Here is an 18,171-nt window from a genome sequence, read left to right on the forward strand (position 1 = left end):
TATTGGGGTAGAGGAGAGAATGATGATATCACTTACTAGAGTTTTGAAATTGCGTGATTTAGAAATTTTTCATGTATTCAAAAATGGAAAAATGCTATCTTATGTAATAATTGAAGATACTAGAAATCCATTTACAGAAGAAGATAAAAAACTGGATCCATTATGTTATATGGACGAAGAAGATATTAACGCGATTTTAAATGTTTTCAGGATTTCAATAATTAATGATAAAAAATTAAATAAAGAAGATTCACTTCTTATAAGATCTTACTTTTCGGATTTTGTTAATACTACAAATTTAACAAATTTTATTATTAAAGAATATATTCAGGAAGATTTGTATGATAATGAAGATAATATAGATTATTTTAACAAAATTTTACAAAATGTAGGTTCGGATTATATGATTAAAGAATTCGATGAAAGAAATTGGATTTATTTATCCCAATATTAAACAAAGCTATAAACCCTATAATATAAAAGGGTTTATAGCTTTTTTAGGAGGCTGTTACGTATCTCCTTTGCTTTCTCTGTCCGCGTGCTTATTTTCTTCTTTATTCTCATCATTTTCTTCTTCTTCCTCTTTTTCCTTCTTATCCGTCGTCGGGTTTTCTTCTTTATTCAATGCTTTGATAAAATAGGCGGCAGGAAGCAGCATGCCGATGCTTCCCTCAATCAGAGCGAAGAATCTGATGTTTCCTACAGGTACATAATCTCCATAGCCAATGGCTAAAAGTGTGACACCGCTGAAGTATAGCAAATCCCAGAAAGAAGGATCAACCTCTTCTCCTGTCGGAGAGTCGACCATCAGGATTACAGTGTGCTGAGAAAAGAGATAATAGATCACAGCAAAACCGAACGCAATAACCACAAAATTTAAAAATAGATGATAGAAAAGCGGGGATCTGAAAAATACCTTTTTATAAGCTTTATTGTAAAAGAAAGCATATAAGTTGATCGCTATGATAATAAGGATTAACAAAACAATTCCATTAGAAAACATGTATGTATATCGACTCCTTTCCACATTTCTATTCTTTTACCCCAACAGGCTTTGCGTAATCTGGTGATATATCGTTGCTTTAGCAAGCATTATAATATAATACAAAATTTAAATAATTTAGAAAATGTATGCTAAAATGGTAGGGCAGTGTCATGTATGGTATCGTTCATGAACCCAGAAGCGGAGGGATTTAGGATGAAGAAGTTATTCAAAATAGCCGTAATAGAAGGGGATGGGATTGGCCCTGAAGTGATTGCAGAGGGAATTAAAGTGTTGAATAAGGCAGCAGGGCTTGATGGTTCCTTTGAGTTTGTCTTTACCTATTTTCCATGGGGATGCAAGCATTATTTGGAACATGGGAAAATGATGGACGAGGATGGGCTGGAACAGCTGAAAAGCCATGATGCCATTTATCTGGGCGCTGTCGGAGACCCTGCAGTGCCTGATCATATTTCTTTATGGGGTTTATTGTTAAAAATACGGAAAGGCTTTAATCAGTATGTGAATCTTCGTCCAATAAAATTATTGGAGGGAGCGGCCTGTCCGTTGAAAGATATTAAAAAGGAACAGGTAGATATGCTTATAATCCGGGAAAATAGCGAAGGGGAGTATGCCGGAGCCGGGGACTGGCTATTCAAGGGGCAGGATCGGGAAGTGGTTTTACAGACAGGTGTTTTTTCCCGCAAAGGGACTGAACGGATAATCAGATATGCCTTCGAAGAAGCAAAAAAACAAGGGAGATCGCTTACCAGTATCAGCAAAGGGAATGCCCTTAACTATTCGATGGTTTTTTGGGATCAGGTCTTCAGTGAGGTTGCGGAAGAATATCCAGAAGTGAAAACGTATTCATACTTAGTGGATGCAGCTTCCATGTTCTTTGTAACACAGCCTTGGCGATTTGAAGTTGTGGTCACTTCCAACCTGTTTGGAGACATCGTAACAGACTTGGGAGCGGCTATAGCTGGCGGAATCGGGCTTGCAGCTGGAGCAAACATTAATCCGGAAAGGGTTTTTCCTTCTATGTTCGAGCCGATTCACCGTTCAGCTCCAGATATAGCTGGAAAAGGCATAGCCAATCCGCTGGCAGCCATCTGGTCGGCCAGTCAGCTGCTTGACTTTTTCGGGGAACAGGATTGGGGGAAGGTAGTACTGGAAGCGATAGAATCGGTTATGTCGGATGCTTCCATTCTGACTCCTGATATGAATGGGTCTGCAAGTACGAAGGAGGTCGGTGATGCCGTCATCCAGGAATTGCTTCACTGCAGGTTGATTCAGCAATAATATTGCTCGGTAAATAGAAAAAAGCAGGACTCAGAGGTCCTGCTTTTTTGCGGTCATACAACGCTGATTGGAGAAAGTTCTCTCAGCAGGCACTCAACAATCCTTTTAGCGGCTTTTCCGTCCCCATACGGATTCGCAGAGCGGGCCATATTCTGATAGGATGCCTCATCTGTCAGCAGACGGCTGGCCATTTTGTAGATGTTTTCTTCTTCTACCCCCGCAAGTGCCAGTGTGCCGGCCTCAATTCCTTCAGGCCGTTCCGTCGTATCTCGAAGGACAAGTACAGGAACTCCAAGGGACGGAGCCTCTTCCTGGATACCGCCAGAATCGGTGAGAATAAGGTCGGCCTTTGCTGCAAAATTATGAAAATCAATTACTTCAAGAGGTTCGATCAGGTGGATTCTTTCAACTCCCTCGAAAATATGATAAGCAATCTCCCGGACAGCTGGATTCTTATGGATCGGAAAGATGACTTGAATATCCTGATGATCCATGATCAGCCGTTTCACGGCACGGAATATGTTTTCAAGCGGCTTACCAAGATTCTCCCGGCGATGTGCAGTCATTAAAACCAAACGATCCCCATGTAGATCAGATAAAAGCGGATGATGATAATCATGCTTTACTGTCGTTTTTAATGCATCTATAGCGGTATTCCCAGTAATATGAATCGTGCTTGCTTTTTTATTTTCCAATAGTAAATTTTGGGCTGCCTGTTTTGTCGGGGCAAAATGAAAATCTGCCAGGGCGCCGGTCAGCTGCCTGTTCATTTCTTCAGGGAACGGTGAGTATTTATCTCCGGTGCGAAGCCCTGCTTCGACATGGCCGATCGGTATCTGATTATAAAAAGCAGCAAGACTGGCAGCGAACGTTGTCGTCGTGTCTCCATGGACAAGGGCGATATTTGGCTGCATTTCCTTCATAATATGACTTAATCCCTCAATACTGCGGGAGGTGATTTCCTCTAAACTCTGCCTGTCTTTCATCAAATTCAAATCATAATCCGGTGTGATTTTGAAGCATTCCAGAACCTGATCAAGCATGTCCCTGTGCTGGGCGGTAACGACCACGGAGGTTTCGATTTCAGCTTCATGTTTTTTTAATTCAAGAACAACAGGCGCCATTTTAATGGCTTCTGGCCTTGTTCCAAAGATGACCATTACTTTTAATCGTGTCATGTTTATCCCTCGCCTTCTAAATTTCTCCTCCATTATAGAGGCTGAATCCTCTCTAGAAATCAAATTTACATAATATTTATAATTTTCACGGTAGATTTATTCTTCGTTAACACTTCCTTAATAACCTGGTTTTACAATGAGGACATGATTTGATTAACCATGAATTGAGGTGGTGCCCCATGAAAAGTGTCCTGATGATTGCTCAGAATTTTTATCCTGAAATCGGAAGTGCGGGGAACAGGATGAAAAACGTATATCTCCATCTCAAACGGGCGGGTTATGAAGTGAAAGTGATCACATTGAATCCAAGCTATCCCGAACAGAGTTTATATGAAGATTCCCATTTTTGGGATGACGAAAGGGTAGATGAGGATGTCATCAGGATCCAGACAGACAAAGTGAAGCGGTACACAAACAGCATGTGGAGACGGCTGTTTCATTATTTGGAGGCGATGTGGCTCTTCATTTATACCATTATTTGTCTCGAAAAAAAATATGATTATGTCTTCGTCACAACCCCGCCAATCTTCCCGACCTTGGCAGCAGTTCTTGCCAAGAAAAAAATGAAGGCCAAGCTCATTACAGATGTAAGGGACTTATGGCCGGAGTCACTGATCGGGGTAGGTGTTTTTAACAATAGGTGGATTTTGAAAACAGCCTTTTTCCTGGAAAAGAAATTATATGAAAAGTCTGATCGGATCATCATTAACAGCCCGGGTTTTAAGGAATACATCCTGACGAGAGGCGTAAAGGAAGAGAACATTCGGTTCATTCCCAATTCTCTTACAGCAGAGGAACTCAGCTTGAAAGATCTGCTTCCGCCTGAGTCAGCCAAACGCATTAAAGTCGTATACACAGGAAATATCGGACTTGCACAGGATTTAATGAAGCTGATAGATGTTGCTGAAAAGCTGAAGGATCATAAGAAGATTGAATTCTCAATCATTGGCTATGGCTATCGGAAATGCGAGTTGGAAGACTTGATTGCCTCAAGAGGGTTAAGAAACATAAAGCTCATCCATGCGATGAACCGGAAGGCAACTCTTCATGAAGTTTCTTCCTCTCATATTGCCTATGTCAGCTTAGTAGAGAAGGATGTTTTCAATAAGGTCCTGCCTGGAAAGATCATTGATTACATGTGTGTAGGAAAGCCTGTAGTTGCTGATGTCTCGGGAAGAGCAAAGGAAGTGATTCTTGAAGCCGGATGCGGTTTGGTCGCAGAAACAAGAAGTGTCGAAGAGATCAGCCGGCATATCCTGAAGATGGCTTCTGATAAGGAAATGAGGAAAGAAATGGGAGAGAAGGGGCACAAGTACGCGAAGCAGCATTTCCTCTGGTCTGAAAATATAAAAGGACTTATAAAGACAATCGAAGCGTAAAACGGGACGACTTTTTAACGATGGAGGAGATTATGGCGAAGACAGTATGTATGTTCGTGTGGAATCATTTCACAAATGATGCGCGAGTCCTCCGGGAATGCACAGCGCTTACTGAAGCAGGATTTGACGTGGATCTCATAGCCATCCACGACTGGAAAAATACAAACCTTCCAAAAAGAGAAAGACATGCAAATGGTTTTACAGTCACAAGAGTTAACAGCCGCTGGAATCTGTTGAACAAGGTTTTTGGCGCAATACGCCAACTGAAAAAGAAAAAGATTGAACTCCTGCTGCTTATTCTGATGATTTGGAACACGCTTTTGAATTTAGAGGCGATAACAAATTGGAAGGGATCCTTGCTGTTTGCCGGTGCTTGTGCAGCTGCCGGACTTGTGGCGGCCGTCATAGTAAAAACAAAGCTGCCGACATTTTTGACAAGGAGCTATATCTTTAGCCAAATGGTGCTTCATGGCCGGAAAAAGAAATATGATTTTTATCATTCCAATGATTTAAACACGCTCCTGCAAGGAGTGCTTTGCAGCAAATTTTTCAGGAGAAGGAAGCTCATTTATGACTCACATGAAGTTCAGACGAGCAGAACAGGGTATAACAGCCGGATTTATGGATGGATGGAAAAAGGCTTGCTGCGTTTTGTAGATGAAATGATAGCCGAGAATCATACCCGCGCGAAATACAATGAAAAATTGTACGGACTTTATCCAAAAGTTGTCCATAACTATCCGATTCCAGCCCTGCCTGAGAAAAGCAAAGCCGTCGATCTGCATGAAATGCTCGGGCTTCCGGACTCAGAACCCATCCTTTTGTATCAGGGAGGGATTCAAATGGGGAGAGGCCTAGAAAAACTGGTTGAAGCAGTCCCGATGATGGAAAAGGGAACGCTTGTATTTATAGGAGATGGAAAAATCAAAACCAGCTTAATGAGCATGGTGGCCGAGAGAGGTCTCGAAGACCGTGTAAAGTTTATCCCAAAGGTCCCAGTTGATGATTTGCTCCATTATACAAGAAACGCCTATTTAGGCTTCCAGGTATTGAATAATATCTGCTTCAACCATTATTCTGCTTCATCTAACAAACTATTTGAATACATGATGAGCGGAGTGCCGGTTATTGCCTGCAGCTTTCCTGAAATACAAAAGGTTGTGGAGAAGGAAAAAATCGGCGTATGCGTTGATTCACATGATCCCCGTTCAATTGCGGACGGAGTCAATCATTTATTAAGGAATCCTGAAATCCGGGAACAAATGAGTCAGAATTGCTTGGCGGCCCGGAAAAAATATAACTGGAAACAAGAAAAGGAAAATTTCATTAAAATCTATCAGTCAGCTTGATAAAACTAATTTAGGAGTGGTTATGTTGAAACTTTGTACAATGGGATTAGGTTATATTGGACTTCCAACTTCACTGATGTTTGCCAAGCACGGAGTCGATGTAGTAGGAGTAGACATTCATCCGGAAATCATTAATAAGTTAAATAACGGAAAACTTCATATTGAAGAGCCAGGCCTTTCAGAACTTCTTCAGGAAGTACTGGATGCCAAACGATTCAGGGCTGTTTTGGAGCCGGAAAAAGCGGATGTCTTTATTATTGCGGTTCCTACACCAAATAAAAAGGACAAGCATAAATCCTGTGATCTTACCTACGTTATGGAAGCCGTATCAGGTGTTCTCCCATATGTAGAGAAAGGGAATGTGATTATTATCGAATCAACCATCGCCCCAAGAACGATGGACGATCACATCAGGCCGGTTATTGAAATGGCCGGTCTGACCATTGGGGAAGATGTTTTCCTTGTTCACTGTCCTGAACGGGTGCTGCCAGGCAAGATTCTTGAAGAATTGATTTTTAATAACCGCATTGTCGGAGGCGTGACAGAAGCCTGCGCAAATCAAGGTAGCCGGGTTTATGAAACGTTTGTCAAAGGAGAGATTATCCGCACGGATGCCAAGACAGCAGAAATGTCCAAGCTTATGGAGAATACGTTCCGAGATGTGAATATTGCACTGGCCAATGAGCTGGCAAAGGTCTGCTTCCAGCTGGATATTAACGTATTAGATGTCATTTCTATGGCCAATAAGCATCCCCGTGTAAATATTCATCAGCCTGGACCAGGGGTAGGCGGTCATTGCCTTGCAGTAGATCCATATTTCATTGTAGCAGAGGCACCTGAATCTGCTAGAATCATTGAATTGGCCCGTGATACAAATGTTTCGATGCCTTATTATATTGTCAACTGTGTACGGATGCTGACAGAAGGAATTCGAAAGCCAAAAATCGCGGTGTTTGGCCTGGCTTATAAAGGAAATGTGGACGATATTCGCGAAAGCCCTGCAATCGATGTTCTAAACATTTTGATGTCCATGAATGAGATGGAAGTGTCCTTATTCGACCCGCATGTTCAACCAGGTAAAATGCCGGTTGTATCTGCAGAGAATGCGGTTGATGATGCCGATTTAATACTTGTTTTAACAGACCACAATGAATTTAAGCAATTAGATTATGATAAGCTGACGGAAAACATGTCTCATAAATTAATATTGGATACAAGAAACTGTATCGATCAAACCAATACACAAATTCCTGTCGTCAATTTAGGAAATGTATTTCAATATAAAAGCAGTCAGCGGAAGGAAGAAAAGAAACGGATCATCAGTTGATCCAGTAGAAAAATTTATATCGTTTTAAATATTAAGGCATCGGGAGAGCGTTATCTCTCCCGATGCCTTTCATTATGGTTATTTGGAGGCTTCTGTTTTAATTTCAGCTTCTTTTAATGAGTTTTTCATATAATTCTTGCCCCAGCTATACATGGCATCAAGAATGGGCATCAGACTTTCACCCTGTTCAGTCAGAGAATATTCAACTTTTGGAGGCACAATAGGGTAAACTTCCCGGTGGACGATAAGATCTTCTTCAAGTTCCCGCAGCTGGCTGACAAGCATTCTTTGGGTAATCCCCGGAATTAATGCCTTTAATTCACCGAAGCGCTTTGTTCCTTCTTTGCCAAGATGCCACAAAATCAGCATCTTCCATTTCCCTCCGATCACAGACAGAGTTAATTCTTTTTCACAATTAAACGTTTTATTTTGCATTCTCGACATATTTCTTCACCTCAAACCGTATTATACAGCCTTAGTATACTTTTGGACACTATGTAAGAAAAAAGTGCGTACTTATATTTTTCTCAGAGAGAGATTATACTTAGCCTTGCACAGTTTAAAAGAAGAATAACCTTCTTTGAGCAGGGTAAAGTAGAACTGGGCTAAAAAAATCATCTAGGAGCTGAGAAATATGAAATTACAACTAGCATTAGATTTAGTAAATATCCCAGAAGGCATTGAATTGGTCAAACAAGTGGAAGAGTACGTTGATATAGTAGAAATTGGCACTCCTGTTGTCATTAACGAGGGTCTGCGCGCAGTTAAAGAAATGAAACAGGCATTTCCTTCATTAGAAGTTCTTGCAGACCTAAAAATCATGGATGCAGCAGGATATGAAGTCATGAAGGCTTCAGAAGCAGGAGCAGACATTGTAACTATTTTAGGAGCTGCTGAAGATGAGTCCATTAAAGGGGCTGTTGAAGAAGCGAAGAAGCAAGGAAAACAAATCCTAGTTGATATGATTGCTGTAAAAGATTTAGAGACACGTGCAAAAGAATTAGACGAATTCGGCGTTGATTATATCTGTGTACACACGGGCTACGATCTTCAAGCAGTTGGAAAAAATTCATTCGAAGACCTGCAAACAATCAAGCGCGTGGTGAAACAGGCAAAAACAGCGGTTGCCGGCGGAATTAAATTAGATACTCTACCAGAAGTGATTAAAGCACAGCCGGATCTTATCATTGTCGGCGGAGGAATCACTGGACAAGATAACCTAAAAGAAACTGCTGCCCAAATGAAAGAATTAATCACTAAAGGCTGATCTGTATGACTCAGACAACGCAATATTTTTCAGAAATAATAAAAGAACTAAGTCAATCTGCAAATCTCCTAAATGAAGGAGAAGCGGAGCAATTAGTGAATCGAATTCTGGAATCAAGAAAAGTATTCGTCGCCGGGGCAGGCCGGTCAGGTCTCATGGCTAAGTCTTTTGCCATGAGAATGATGCATATGGGTATTGACGCTTATGTCATTGGCGAAACGAATACACCTGCTTTTTCCAAAGAAGATTTGCTGATTATCGGGACAGGCTCAGGGGAAACGAAAAGCCTTGTGTCCATGGCTGAAAAAGCGGTAAAGATCGGCGGTTCTGTTGCGGCAGTTTCTATTTTTCCAGAGTCTGCTATAGGAAAACTGGCTGATATAGCTGTTAAATTGCCGGGATCTCCAAAAGATCAGTCAGAGGGGGATTATAAAACAATCCAGCCGATGGGATCGCTTTTCGAACAAACCATGCTTCTGTTTTTTGATGCTGTCATCTTAAGAATCATGGAGAAAAAAGGATTAGACAGCGAGAATATGTATGGGATACACGCTAATTTAGAATAGGTTAATTAGAGGCGGAGGCCAGCTCCGTCTCTTTTTTATGTTCTGAAAAAATTCGTTTTAAAGATTGAATGACTCTTTTTAAAATTATTTAAAAATAATAAACGGTGCTCGGTTCAAGAATGCTTTTACACGAAAAGAAAGTAAGAATCAGCATTTTTTAAGATTTATCAAAAAATTTAAAAAAGTCTTTGACTTTATAAAAAAGAGATGATTATAATCAAAGTAAGTTTTCCATTTAAAACTATGTTTTACATTATAAAACTTAATTGGTAAAAAATTTCACCACAGATCCTTCTCATCACTTGGTATAAAAACGATGTTTTATAATTTAAAACATATAGAACTGCAGGTGTTAAAGAGAAAGGCGGAATCAATTTTACCCAAAATGATAACGCTTACAACATTTAAAAGGGGAGGGTACATGTATGAAGAAAAGAAGGATTTACGGAATGGTATCAACGATGGTGATTGCGGGTTCCATGCTTCTTGCAGGGTGCGGCAATGGGGAAAAAACAAGCGGGTCTGCAGGCGGTACGAAAACCATTAAGGTAGCGCATTATTTCGCAGAAGATCATCCTCAAAACATTGCTTTAAAGGAAAAATTCAAAAAAATTGTGGAAGAAGAAAGCGGCGGCAAGCTGAAAGTTCAAATTTATGCGAATAGCACGTTAGGAGCTGAACAGGAGTTTTATGACGGAGTGAGAAATGGAACGATTGAAATGGGAATTCCCGGTCTTATCATGCAGGCGGATATCCCGAAAATGGGAGTTCCGGAATGGCCGTTCCTTTTTAGAGATTATGAACATGTAAAGTCTGTGCTGAATGGACCGATTGGCGAAGAGCTGACCGAGGATCTAGAATCCAAACACGGGGTAAAGCCGCTTGCATGGAGCGCAAATGGGTTCCGCATGTTTTCCAGCAATAAGCCGATGAAAAGCATGAAGGATTTTGACGGAATGCGTTTAAGAATGCCGAACATTCCGAACTATATCAAACTCGGGGACGCACTTGGCATGAATGTCAGTCCGCTGCCGATTTCGGAGGTATTTACAGCACTTGAACAAAAAGTAGTGGATGCTCAGGATAATCCGATTGCAACTCTTAGACAGTCTGGCTGGTATGAGGTGCAAAGCGATGTATTGGAATCCAGACATATGTTCAGTCCGAACATCTATATCATTAACAAAAAGTTTTGGGACGGATTGACAGAGGAACAGCAAGAAATCATTGAAAAAGCATCGAAAGAAGCCGCAGCCTATGAATTTGATTTAATGGAGAAGAGTTATGAAGATGATAAAGCATTCCTTAAGAAACATGGAATAAAATTTGCCGAGCCGAGCGAGAGTTTCACAAAAGACATGGAAAAAGCTGCAGATCCTTTATATGACGAAATCTTTAAAGAAAACGACTGGGCAGAAGATTTGTATAAAAGAATCAAGGCAGAGTAAGAAATGAGAAAAAAGTTTGAGAGGGGGAAAAGGAATGGATAAAGTTACGAGGTTTCTTGAAAATGTTTTAAACATTGTCATGGCAGCAGCTTTAGGCTTCATGGTGATCCTGGTCTTTGGAAATGTAGTCTTGCGCTACTTTTTCAATTCGGGTATCACCTGGTCAGAAGAAATGTCACGCTATCTGTTCGTCTGGCTGACTTTCTTAGGAGCGATAGGAGCTTACAAAAATAAAGAACACCTAGGTGTAGACTTGGTTATCAAGAGACTGCCGCTTGGAGCTAAAAAAATTGTGAATGTAATTTGTGACCTGATTATTCTTTATGTCCTGTATCTGATTTTAGACGGCAGCTGGAAAATGACCGTGATGAATATGGACAGTGTAACACCGGCCGTCGGAATGCCGCTTGCACTCGTTTATGGAACGGGTATTTTGGTAAGCGTTTCCATGGGGATTATGACAATCAATAATATTTATCGAATTATTTTTAAGAAAATTTCTGATGAAGAATTGACACCCATTAGTGAATCAGAAGAAATCATCGCTATGCATACTGCTAATACAGAGAGGGAGGAAAAACAGGGATGATTGGAGTATTTGTCGGATCTTTACTTGGTGCAATGGCTCTGGGCATCCCGATTGCCTTTGCCTTGTTGGTCAGCAGTGTGGCGTTAATGTTTTTCCTTGGAATCTTTGACAGCCAAATTGTAGCTCAGAATTTAATCAATGGTGCTAATAACTTTCCCTTAATGGCCATACCGTTCTTTATGTTAGCGGGGGAGCTGATGAATGCGGGAGGGCTTTCCAAGCGAATTGTCACAATGGCTATGACATTGGTTGGCCATATAAGAGGGGGCCTCGGTTACGTCGCTATTATTGCAAGTTTATTATTCGCCAGTTTATCAGGCTCAGCAGTTGCTGATACAGCAGCGCTTGGAGCGATCCTGGTACCGATGATGGTCAAAAGCGGATACAATGTGAACCGTTCAAGCGGATTGATTGCGGCAGGAGGCATTATTGCTCCGATTATCCCTCCGAGCATTGGCTTCATTATTTTCGGTGTCGCCAGCGGTGTTTCCATTACGAAGCTTTTTATGGCAGGTATTGTCCCGGGAGTACTTTTAGCGGTTGGTTTAACAACTGTCTGGGCAATTGTAGCACGAAAAGATAAGGTGCAGGTTCAGCCTCGAAAATCGGCTAAAGAAATTTTTCAGGCACTGCGTCAGGGAATCTGGGCCCTATTTCTGCCGGTCATCATTATTGGAGGATTAAAGGGCGGATTATTCACCCCGACTGAAGCGGCAGTAGTGGCAGCAGTATATGCCATGTTTGTCGGCGTGGTTATCTATCGGGAAATTAAGATTAAGGATTTATACAATGTTTTGGTAAATGCAGCGAAAATGACCAGTGTTGTCATGTTCCTGGTTGCTGCAGCTCTTGTTTCTTCCTGGCTGATTACAGTAGCGAATCTGCCGGCACAGTTTATTTCAGTTGTAGAACCGTTTATGGACCAGCCGATGTTACTGACATTACTTATTGTCTTCTTGGTCATCATTATTGGAACGTCGATGGATATGACCCCAACGATCTTGATTTTGACACCTGTCTTAATACCGATTGTTACACAGGCAGGAATTGACCCGGTTTATTTTGGAGTTCTGTTTATCCTGACAACCTCGATCGGTCTGCTTACTCCTCCGGTCGGTACGGTGCTGAATGTTATATGCGGGGTAAGTAAGATCAGTATGGAAGATATTATGAAAGGAATTTGGCCTTTCTTGCTTGTGGAAGTTGCGGTGCTTATCCTTCTGATCCTCTTCCCGCAGCTTGTATTGGTACCTTTGGGCTGGTTCACTTAAGCATAACTTAAGCTGAAAGGGACTTTTTAAAAAATAGACTGATATTATTCTGGAATTTCAATCAAATGAATTTGGGAGGGAAAAGAATGAACAAATGGTTTAAACGAACGGCAATGGCGCTTGTGCTCCCGAGCTTGTTAATAATGGGCGGCTGCGGAGGCGGAAGCACGGAAACGGGAAATGCAAGTGAAGGCATTCAGACACGAGTAATAAAAGCGGGGATAGGAAACAGCGAAAGCCATCCGCAAGGCCAGGGAATGAATAAATTCAAAGAACTTGTAGAGGAGAAGAGCGGTGGAAAAATGAAAGTGCAAAATTATTTCGATGCCACGCTTGGAGACGATCTCAAGATGACAGAAGCTCTGCAGGCAGGGATGCAGGAAATAACCGTACCGTCTACCTCTCCTTTAGTGGGGATCATTCCGGAATATGGCATCTATGATTTTCCTTTTGTTTTCCAAACAAGTGAAGAGGCTTATTCAGTACTTGATGGTAAGGTCGGACAAAAACTGCTTGATAAGCTGCCTGATTATGGATTAGTCGGACTTGGATATTGGGAAAACGGATTCCGTCAGCTGACAAACAGCAAACATCCTGTTAAGACCGCAGCAGACTTTAAAGGACTGAAAATAAGAACCATGCAGAATGAAGTTCATTTGGATGCCTTTGAAAAGCTGGGAGCAAATCCTTCCCCGATGGCCTTTTCTGAAGTGTTCACAGCATTGGAAAGTCATACAGTAGACGGGCAGGAAAACCCGCTTGCGACAATTGTGACGCAGAAATACGATGAAGTTCAAACGAATTTAAGCCTGACAAATCATGTGTATACACCATTTGTCTTCCTCGTCAGTAAAAAGTTTTGGGACGGATTATCAGAAGAAGAGCAGAAGATTCTTCGAGAAAGTGCAGAGGAAGCGCGTGATTATCAGCGCGAAGTAAATCGCAAAGATAATGAAAGCGCTCTTAAAAAGTTGGAAGACGCGGGAATGGAAGTAAACGAAGTGTCTGAAGCTGAGAGGGAAAAGATGAAGGAAATTGTTCAGCCGGTTACAGATAAATATGCTGAAAAATTCGGCAAGGATCTAGTGGATGAAATGATGGCAGAAGTAGAGAAAGTCAGAGAATCAAAATAATGGCCTTCGGTGAGGAGGAGAAAAATGGATATTATTTCAGAACTATTAGCAGAAATTCCTATTCCTAAAATGATAAGGGCCAGGCAGAAGTTCCGCACGCCTGTTCTGGAAGATACAGCAACAGCTGTTCAGGACGCCCTGGAAAGAGCCAAAGTCCTGCCGAGAATAACGCCAGGTGACAGTGTAGCCATCGCAGTCGGAAGCAGAGGAGTTGCCGATCTGCCCATTTTAGTCAGAGAAACAGTCAAGGCTGTAAAAAAGGCCGGGGGCGATCCATTCATCGTCCCGGCGATGGGAAGCCATGGCGGGGCGACAGCAGAAGGACAGACAGATGTATTGCTCCAGCTGGGCGTATTTGAGGAGTCCGTTGGAGCCCCGGTCAGATCCTCAATGGAAGTGGTTAAACTAGGAGAATTGCCTAACGGATTGCCTGTCTACTTTGACAAGCTGGCTTTTGAAGCGGATAAAGTGGTTGTCATAAACAGGGTAAAACCGCACACTGCTTTTCGCGGCAGGATGGAAAGCGGTCTGATGAAAATGATTACGATTGGTTTAGGAAAACAAAAAGGTGCAGAGGCCGCCCATTCGTTCAGCTTCAAATATATGGCTGACCATATTGTCCAAATGTCAAGAATATCCTTGGAGAAAACACCGATTATCTTTGGCCTTGCTTCCATTGAAAATGCTTATGACCGCCCGGCGAAAATCGTGGCGGTCCCGGCAGAAAAAATAGAGGAAGAAGAGCCGGATCTTTTAGAAGAAGCGAAATCATTCATGCCGAAGATCCACTTTGATACGATGGATGTTCTTATCGTCGATGAGCTGGGAAAGGATATATCCGGAGATGGCATGGATCCCAATATAACAGGGAATTTCGCCACACCTTATGCGACAGGCGGACCGGATGTCAAGCGGACGGTGGTCCTTGGACTCACTGAGAAAACCCATGGCAATGCAAACGGGATTGGCATGGCAGATATGACGACTCAAAAAGTCATGGATCAGATTGAATGGGAAAAGGGATATGCGAATGCGTTAACAAGCACAGTCACCGATGTAGTCAAACTTCCGATGGTGTTAGCTACCGAGAAATTGGCCGTCAAAGCAGCCATTAAAACCTGCAATGCTTTCGATTTGACGAAAGTAAGGGCAGTCAGAATTAAAAATACATTAGATATTGAAGAAATTTGGATTTCAGAGAGCCTGAAGGAAGAAGCTGAGAGAAATGAAAATATTGAACTTCTCTCTGAGCCAGAAGAAATGGAGCTAGACTGTCAGTCAGCCAGTTTATCAGAATGACAAAATGAAAGATTACGGAAAGGAGCGGACCTGCATGACTCATTTATACCCGCTTATAGACAATGAAGTAAATCCTTATCGAGATAATGTGCAAGGGAAAGCGAATGAGCCAATTACGGTTGCCGGTCTTCTGGACCGTGCAAAATTGACGTTGGGCTCCACCTATGAAGGCGGAAAACCGGATTGGACTCTTGAAGAAATTTATATGCGGCTGGAGAAAAATGCTCCGCGGATCGCCATAATTGGAGGTTCCTCTGATCATCCGGCCCACATCATGGATTATCAGACAAGTGCCAGAGCGGCTATCCGAATCTGGCAGAATGGCGGAGTGCCGTTCTACTTTTCTACACCGGTCATGTGTGACGGAACAGCACAAAGCAATCAGGGGATGAGTTACTCTCTGCAAAGCCGAAATGCCGTTGCCCAAATGGTAGTCAACCAGATTGAAGCCCACAGTTATCATGGAGCCTTTGTTATTCAAGGCTGCGATAAACAGCCGCTGGGAGTGGTAAGCGCACTGGCCCATGTAGACCGTGTGCGCCGAAACCGCGGAGAGGCTCCTTTCTTTGCTACATTTGCGCCTGCACATGTGTTAGAAGGCGGATCTATCCCGGATGATGTTGTGCAAGAACTTGAGCAATTAGCGAAAAAGGCTGAAAGCGAGGGGGCGCCGGATGTAGCTGCCGACTTGCGTGACACCATGGCCTATATTCTTCAATGCTCATCGAACACTGCCTTCCAGGGAGTTTTTGAGCGTGCGTTTGAACGAGGCATTTTAACAAAAGAGCAGCATAAATATTTTGAAATGCGGCTTGCTGTCGCTACTTGTGACGGTCAGGGCGGTGTGTGTGCTTTTAATGGCACTGGTAATAGCTCCCGTCATCTGGTAGCAGGGATGGGGCTCGTTCACCCAGCCGTTGAGCTTTTAACAGATCCTCCCACACAGCGTCAGATCAATGCAGTGCTTGACAGTTTTGCAGACATGATTAATGAAGAACGTTACGGTGCTGCTAACATAGTCGGTGCCAATATAAAAAATGCGATTCGGATACACAGTGCTTCAGGCGGTTCTACGAATCTGATGATGCATATTGTAGCAGGTATGCTCTATGCGGGATACAAATTCAGTTTATGGGATTTAGACCATATTCATCATCAGCATCCAATCCCGGATTTATTTGATTACAGCCTTACAGAAGGCAGGGATATTTATTCTCTAGCCATGCAATGCTGCAGCGGAACAAGCCGCGGAATGGAAACACTTTTCTATGAACTGATTGAAAACGGAGTGCCAATGGATCAGGATGCTCCTACGGTCGCAGCGAAGACATGGAAAGAGCGCCTGGCTATTTCCCGCAGCCTGCAAGCTGAAAATGTGAAAAATAATAAAGTAATTCTGTCTGAACCTCGCCGCGGTTTTAGCGGAGTGGATGTGTTAAAAGGAAACTTCTTTGAGAGCGCCGTCGTGAAAATCAGCGGCATGCCGACACCGCAGCTTGATCAATTCGATAATAAGCTCGCGTTCGCGCTTTATTATGAAAACGAAGAAGATGCAAATCGAAGCCTGCTTGATTCCTCACTGCTTTCGAAGATCAAAGAACAAAGGCTGTTCAGGCATGATCATTTACTTGCATCCCTCCGTTTCAATAATGAATCAGAGTGGATCAGACTGAAGGATGTTTCATACGATGAACTCTTTGACGAAATGGCTCAAAAAGGAACATTGAAAATAGCTGTTATCATTGCCGGACAAGGACCAGTCGCATTTGGAATGCCGGAGATGTTTACCCCGATGCAGCATATTAACGCAAACCGTGTGATGAAAAAGCTGGCAACCGTCATCAGTGACGGCCGCTATTCGGGTGTAACGTACGGCGCAGCCATCGGCCATATGACCCCAGAAGCATACGAAGGGGGAGGGATTGGCTTCCTTAAGACCGGAGACATTCTTCATCTTCAGCTCCGCAGCCGCCGTATTGATTTTGTGGATTCGGACCGTCTTTCTGAAGGATCTGTCAGCCATGAATTTCCGGAGGCGTTAAAGGCGGAGAGGCAAGACCTTGCAGCAGAGCGAAAGCAGCGGATGAAGGTACGGCAAAAAATGGTAGCAGCAAGCAATAGGATGTACGGTCATACAGATGCAGCGAACGGGGTAGTTCCCATTGCGGTTGTGGAAGATGCGGTGCTTGATTATGAGCAGGATATAGTGCTGGAGGCAAAGGCTGTAATAAAGTAATCCGCGCTCGTCAATGATCCGATTCGAAAAAATATAGATAGAGGAGTGAAGACAATGCCAATCATCCAATCGGTAGAACGCGCATTGAGAATATTGGATTTATTTGACGAGCGGGAACGAGAACTGGCTATCACAGACATCAGTAAACGGATGAACCTTCATAAAAGCACGGTCCATTCCATTTTAAAGACGATGCAGATACATCACTATATTTCTCAAAATGAGGAGAATGGCAGGTACTCTTTAGGACTGAAATTGTTAGAGCGGGGAAGTTTAGTGACCGGTCATTTAGATTTGCGCAATGTAGCGAGAAAACATCTGGAATGGCTTTCTGAGACGACGAACTTAACCATTCATCTTGTCATTTTAGATGGCCAGGAAGGCGTGTATGTCGATAAGGTGGAGGGCAGAGGAGTCACTGTTTTATATTCCCGGATTGGAAGACGTGTACCGATTCACACTAGTGCGGTCGGCAAAGCGCTTGTTGCCAATAAGACAGATCAGGAATTGGCATTGCTTCTGGATGGATACATCTACACGAAGCCGACTGGAAATTCAATTGGTTCCAAAGCGGAGTTCTTGGAAGAAATTGAAAGAGTCCGAAGAGACGGCTATTCCATTGATAATGAAGAAAATGAACCGGGCATCTACTGTTTAGCAGTGCCTATCAAAAATTATTCAGGAAAAGTGATTGCTGCCATGAGTGTATCCATGCCGGCTTCAAAGATTAAGGATGAAGAAACACGCGATGAGTATGTAAGGATCTTAATGGAGTGCAGCAATAAGATTTCAGCAGAAATGGGCTATGAATACCAAAAAATTTAAAAGCGGCCGAAGGGTCCTAT

At 42.6% G+C, this 18,171-nt stretch carries 17 protein-coding genes; 14 read left to right on the plus strand and 3 right to left on the minus strand.

What is annotated here, in order from left to right; translation table 11 throughout:
* Nucleotides 1-22 precede the first annotated feature (22 nt).
* Nucleotides 23-454: a terpene synthase gene (locus BQ4305_RS18025; RefSeq protein WP_110929137.1), complete on the plus strand. Its 432-nt coding sequence runs from the start codon at nt 23-25 to the stop codon at nt 452-454.
* 54 nt (nt 455-508) lie between these two features.
* Here the strand turns inward: BQ4305_RS18025 and BQ4305_RS18030 are convergent, their stop codons facing one another.
* Nucleotides 509-1,003 carry a potassium channel family protein gene (locus BQ4305_RS18030; RefSeq protein WP_110929138.1) on the minus strand — a complete coding sequence of 165 codons (495 nt, stop codon included), beginning with the start codon at nt 1,001-1,003 and terminating at the stop codon, nt 509-511.
* A gap of 195 nt (nt 1,004-1,198) precedes the next feature.
* On the opposite strand from BQ4305_RS18030, the gene BQ4305_RS18035 reads away from it, so the two are divergent.
* Nucleotides 1,199-2,284, plus strand: coding sequence for a tartrate dehydrogenase (locus tag BQ4305_RS18035; protein WP_110929139.1), 1,086 nt, complete (start codon nt 1,199-1,201; stop codon nt 2,282-2,284).
* A 53-nt stretch (nt 2,285-2,337) separates the two neighbouring features.
* Here the strand turns inward: BQ4305_RS18035 and wecB are convergent, their stop codons facing one another.
* Nucleotides 2,338-3,462, minus strand: coding sequence for a non-hydrolyzing UDP-N-acetylglucosamine 2-epimerase (gene wecB / locus BQ4305_RS18040; protein ID WP_110929140.1), 1,125 nt, complete (start codon nt 3,460-3,462; stop codon nt 2,338-2,340).
* Nucleotides 3,463-3,641: 179 nt separating this feature from the next.
* Here wecB and BQ4305_RS18045 point away from each other — a divergent pair, with 179 nt between their 5' ends.
* Genes BQ4305_RS18045 through BQ4305_RS18055 form a run of 3 tightly spaced genes read left to right on the plus strand, consistent with a single transcriptional unit; the run spans nt 3,642 to nt 7,517 of the window.
* Nucleotides 3,642-4,841 (plus strand): glycosyltransferase family 4 protein, encoded by a 1,200-nt coding sequence (locus tag BQ4305_RS18045; protein WP_110929141.1) that lies wholly within the window; start codon nt 3,642-3,644, stop codon nt 4,839-4,841.
* Nucleotides 4,842-4,870: 29 nt separating this feature from the next.
* Nucleotides 4,871-6,190, plus strand: a complete 1,320-nt coding sequence (locus BQ4305_RS18050; RefSeq protein ID WP_110929682.1) for a glycosyltransferase — start codon at nt 4,871-4,873, stop codon at nt 6,188-6,190.
* A gap of 25 nt (nt 6,191-6,215) precedes the next feature.
* A complete protein-coding gene (locus BQ4305_RS18055) occupies nt 6,216-7,517 on the plus strand; it encodes a nucleotide sugar dehydrogenase (RefSeq protein ID WP_110929142.1) in 1,302 nt (433 codons plus the stop codon).
* A gap of 78 nt (nt 7,518-7,595) precedes the next feature.
* Here the strand turns inward: BQ4305_RS18055 and BQ4305_RS18060 are convergent, their stop codons facing one another.
* Nucleotides 7,596-7,961 (minus strand): transcriptional activator HxlR, encoded by a 366-nt coding sequence (locus BQ4305_RS18060; RefSeq protein ID WP_110929143.1) that lies wholly within the window; start codon nt 7,959-7,961, stop codon nt 7,596-7,598.
* 190 nt (nt 7,962-8,151) lie between these two features.
* Between BQ4305_RS18060 and hxlA the strand changes: the two genes are divergently transcribed.
* The 9 genes from hxlA to BQ4305_RS18105 all read left to right on the plus strand — a co-directional run bounded on the left by hxlA (nt 8,152) and on the right by BQ4305_RS18105 (nt 18,151).
* A complete protein-coding gene (gene hxlA, locus BQ4305_RS18065; RefSeq protein ID WP_110929144.1) occupies nt 8,152-8,784 on the plus strand; it encodes a 3-hexulose-6-phosphate synthase in 633 nt (210 codons plus the stop codon).
* Between the two features lie 5 nt (nt 8,785-8,789).
* The gene (hxlB, locus tag BQ4305_RS18070) at nt 8,790-9,350 is read left to right on the plus strand and encodes a 6-phospho-3-hexuloisomerase (protein ID WP_110929145.1); all 561 of its coding nucleotides are present in this window, start codon (nt 8,790-8,792) and stop codon (nt 9,348-9,350) included.
* A 425-nt stretch (nt 9,351-9,775) separates the two neighbouring features.
* Entirely contained in the window at nt 9,776-10,798 is a 1,023-nt protein-coding gene (locus tag BQ4305_RS18075; protein ID WP_110929146.1) for a TRAP transporter substrate-binding protein, read from the plus strand.
* Between the two features lie 34 nt (nt 10,799-10,832).
* Complete coding sequence (locus BQ4305_RS18080) at nt 10,833-11,387, plus strand: TRAP transporter small permease (RefSeq protein ID WP_110929147.1); 555 nt, start codon at nt 10,833-10,835, stop codon at nt 11,385-11,387.
* A complete protein-coding gene (locus tag BQ4305_RS18085; RefSeq protein ID WP_110929148.1) occupies nt 11,384-12,658 on the plus strand; it encodes a TRAP transporter large permease subunit in 1,275 nt (424 codons plus the stop codon). The genes BQ4305_RS18080 and BQ4305_RS18085 overlap by 4 nt, the downstream gene beginning before the upstream one ends.
* Before the next feature lie 86 nt (nt 12,659-12,744).
* A complete protein-coding gene (locus BQ4305_RS18090; RefSeq protein WP_110929149.1) occupies nt 12,745-13,791 on the plus strand; it encodes a TRAP transporter substrate-binding protein in 1,047 nt (348 codons plus the stop codon).
* A 24-nt stretch (nt 13,792-13,815) separates the two neighbouring features.
* Nucleotides 13,816-15,090 (plus strand): nickel pincer cofactor-dependent isomerase, group 22, encoded by a 1,275-nt coding sequence (locus BQ4305_RS18095; RefSeq protein ID WP_110929150.1) that lies wholly within the window; start codon nt 13,816-13,818, stop codon nt 15,088-15,090.
* A gap of 34 nt (nt 15,091-15,124) precedes the next feature.
* On the plus strand, nt 15,125-17,326 hold the full coding sequence (locus BQ4305_RS18100; RefSeq protein ID WP_110929151.1) for a dihydroxy-acid dehydratase domain-containing protein: 2,202 nt from the start codon (nt 15,125-15,127) through the stop codon (nt 17,324-17,326).
* Nucleotides 17,327-17,380: 54 nt separating this feature from the next.
* Nucleotides 17,381-18,151 (plus strand): IclR family transcriptional regulator, encoded by a 771-nt coding sequence (locus BQ4305_RS18105; protein ID WP_110929152.1) that lies wholly within the window; start codon nt 17,381-17,383, stop codon nt 18,149-18,151.
* Nucleotides 18,152-18,171: the final 20 nt, after the last annotated feature.

Source organism: Bacillus massiliglaciei (assembly GCF_900098925.1).
GTDB lineage: Bacteria > Bacillota > Bacilli > Bacillales > DSM-1321 > Peribacillus > Peribacillus massiliglaciei.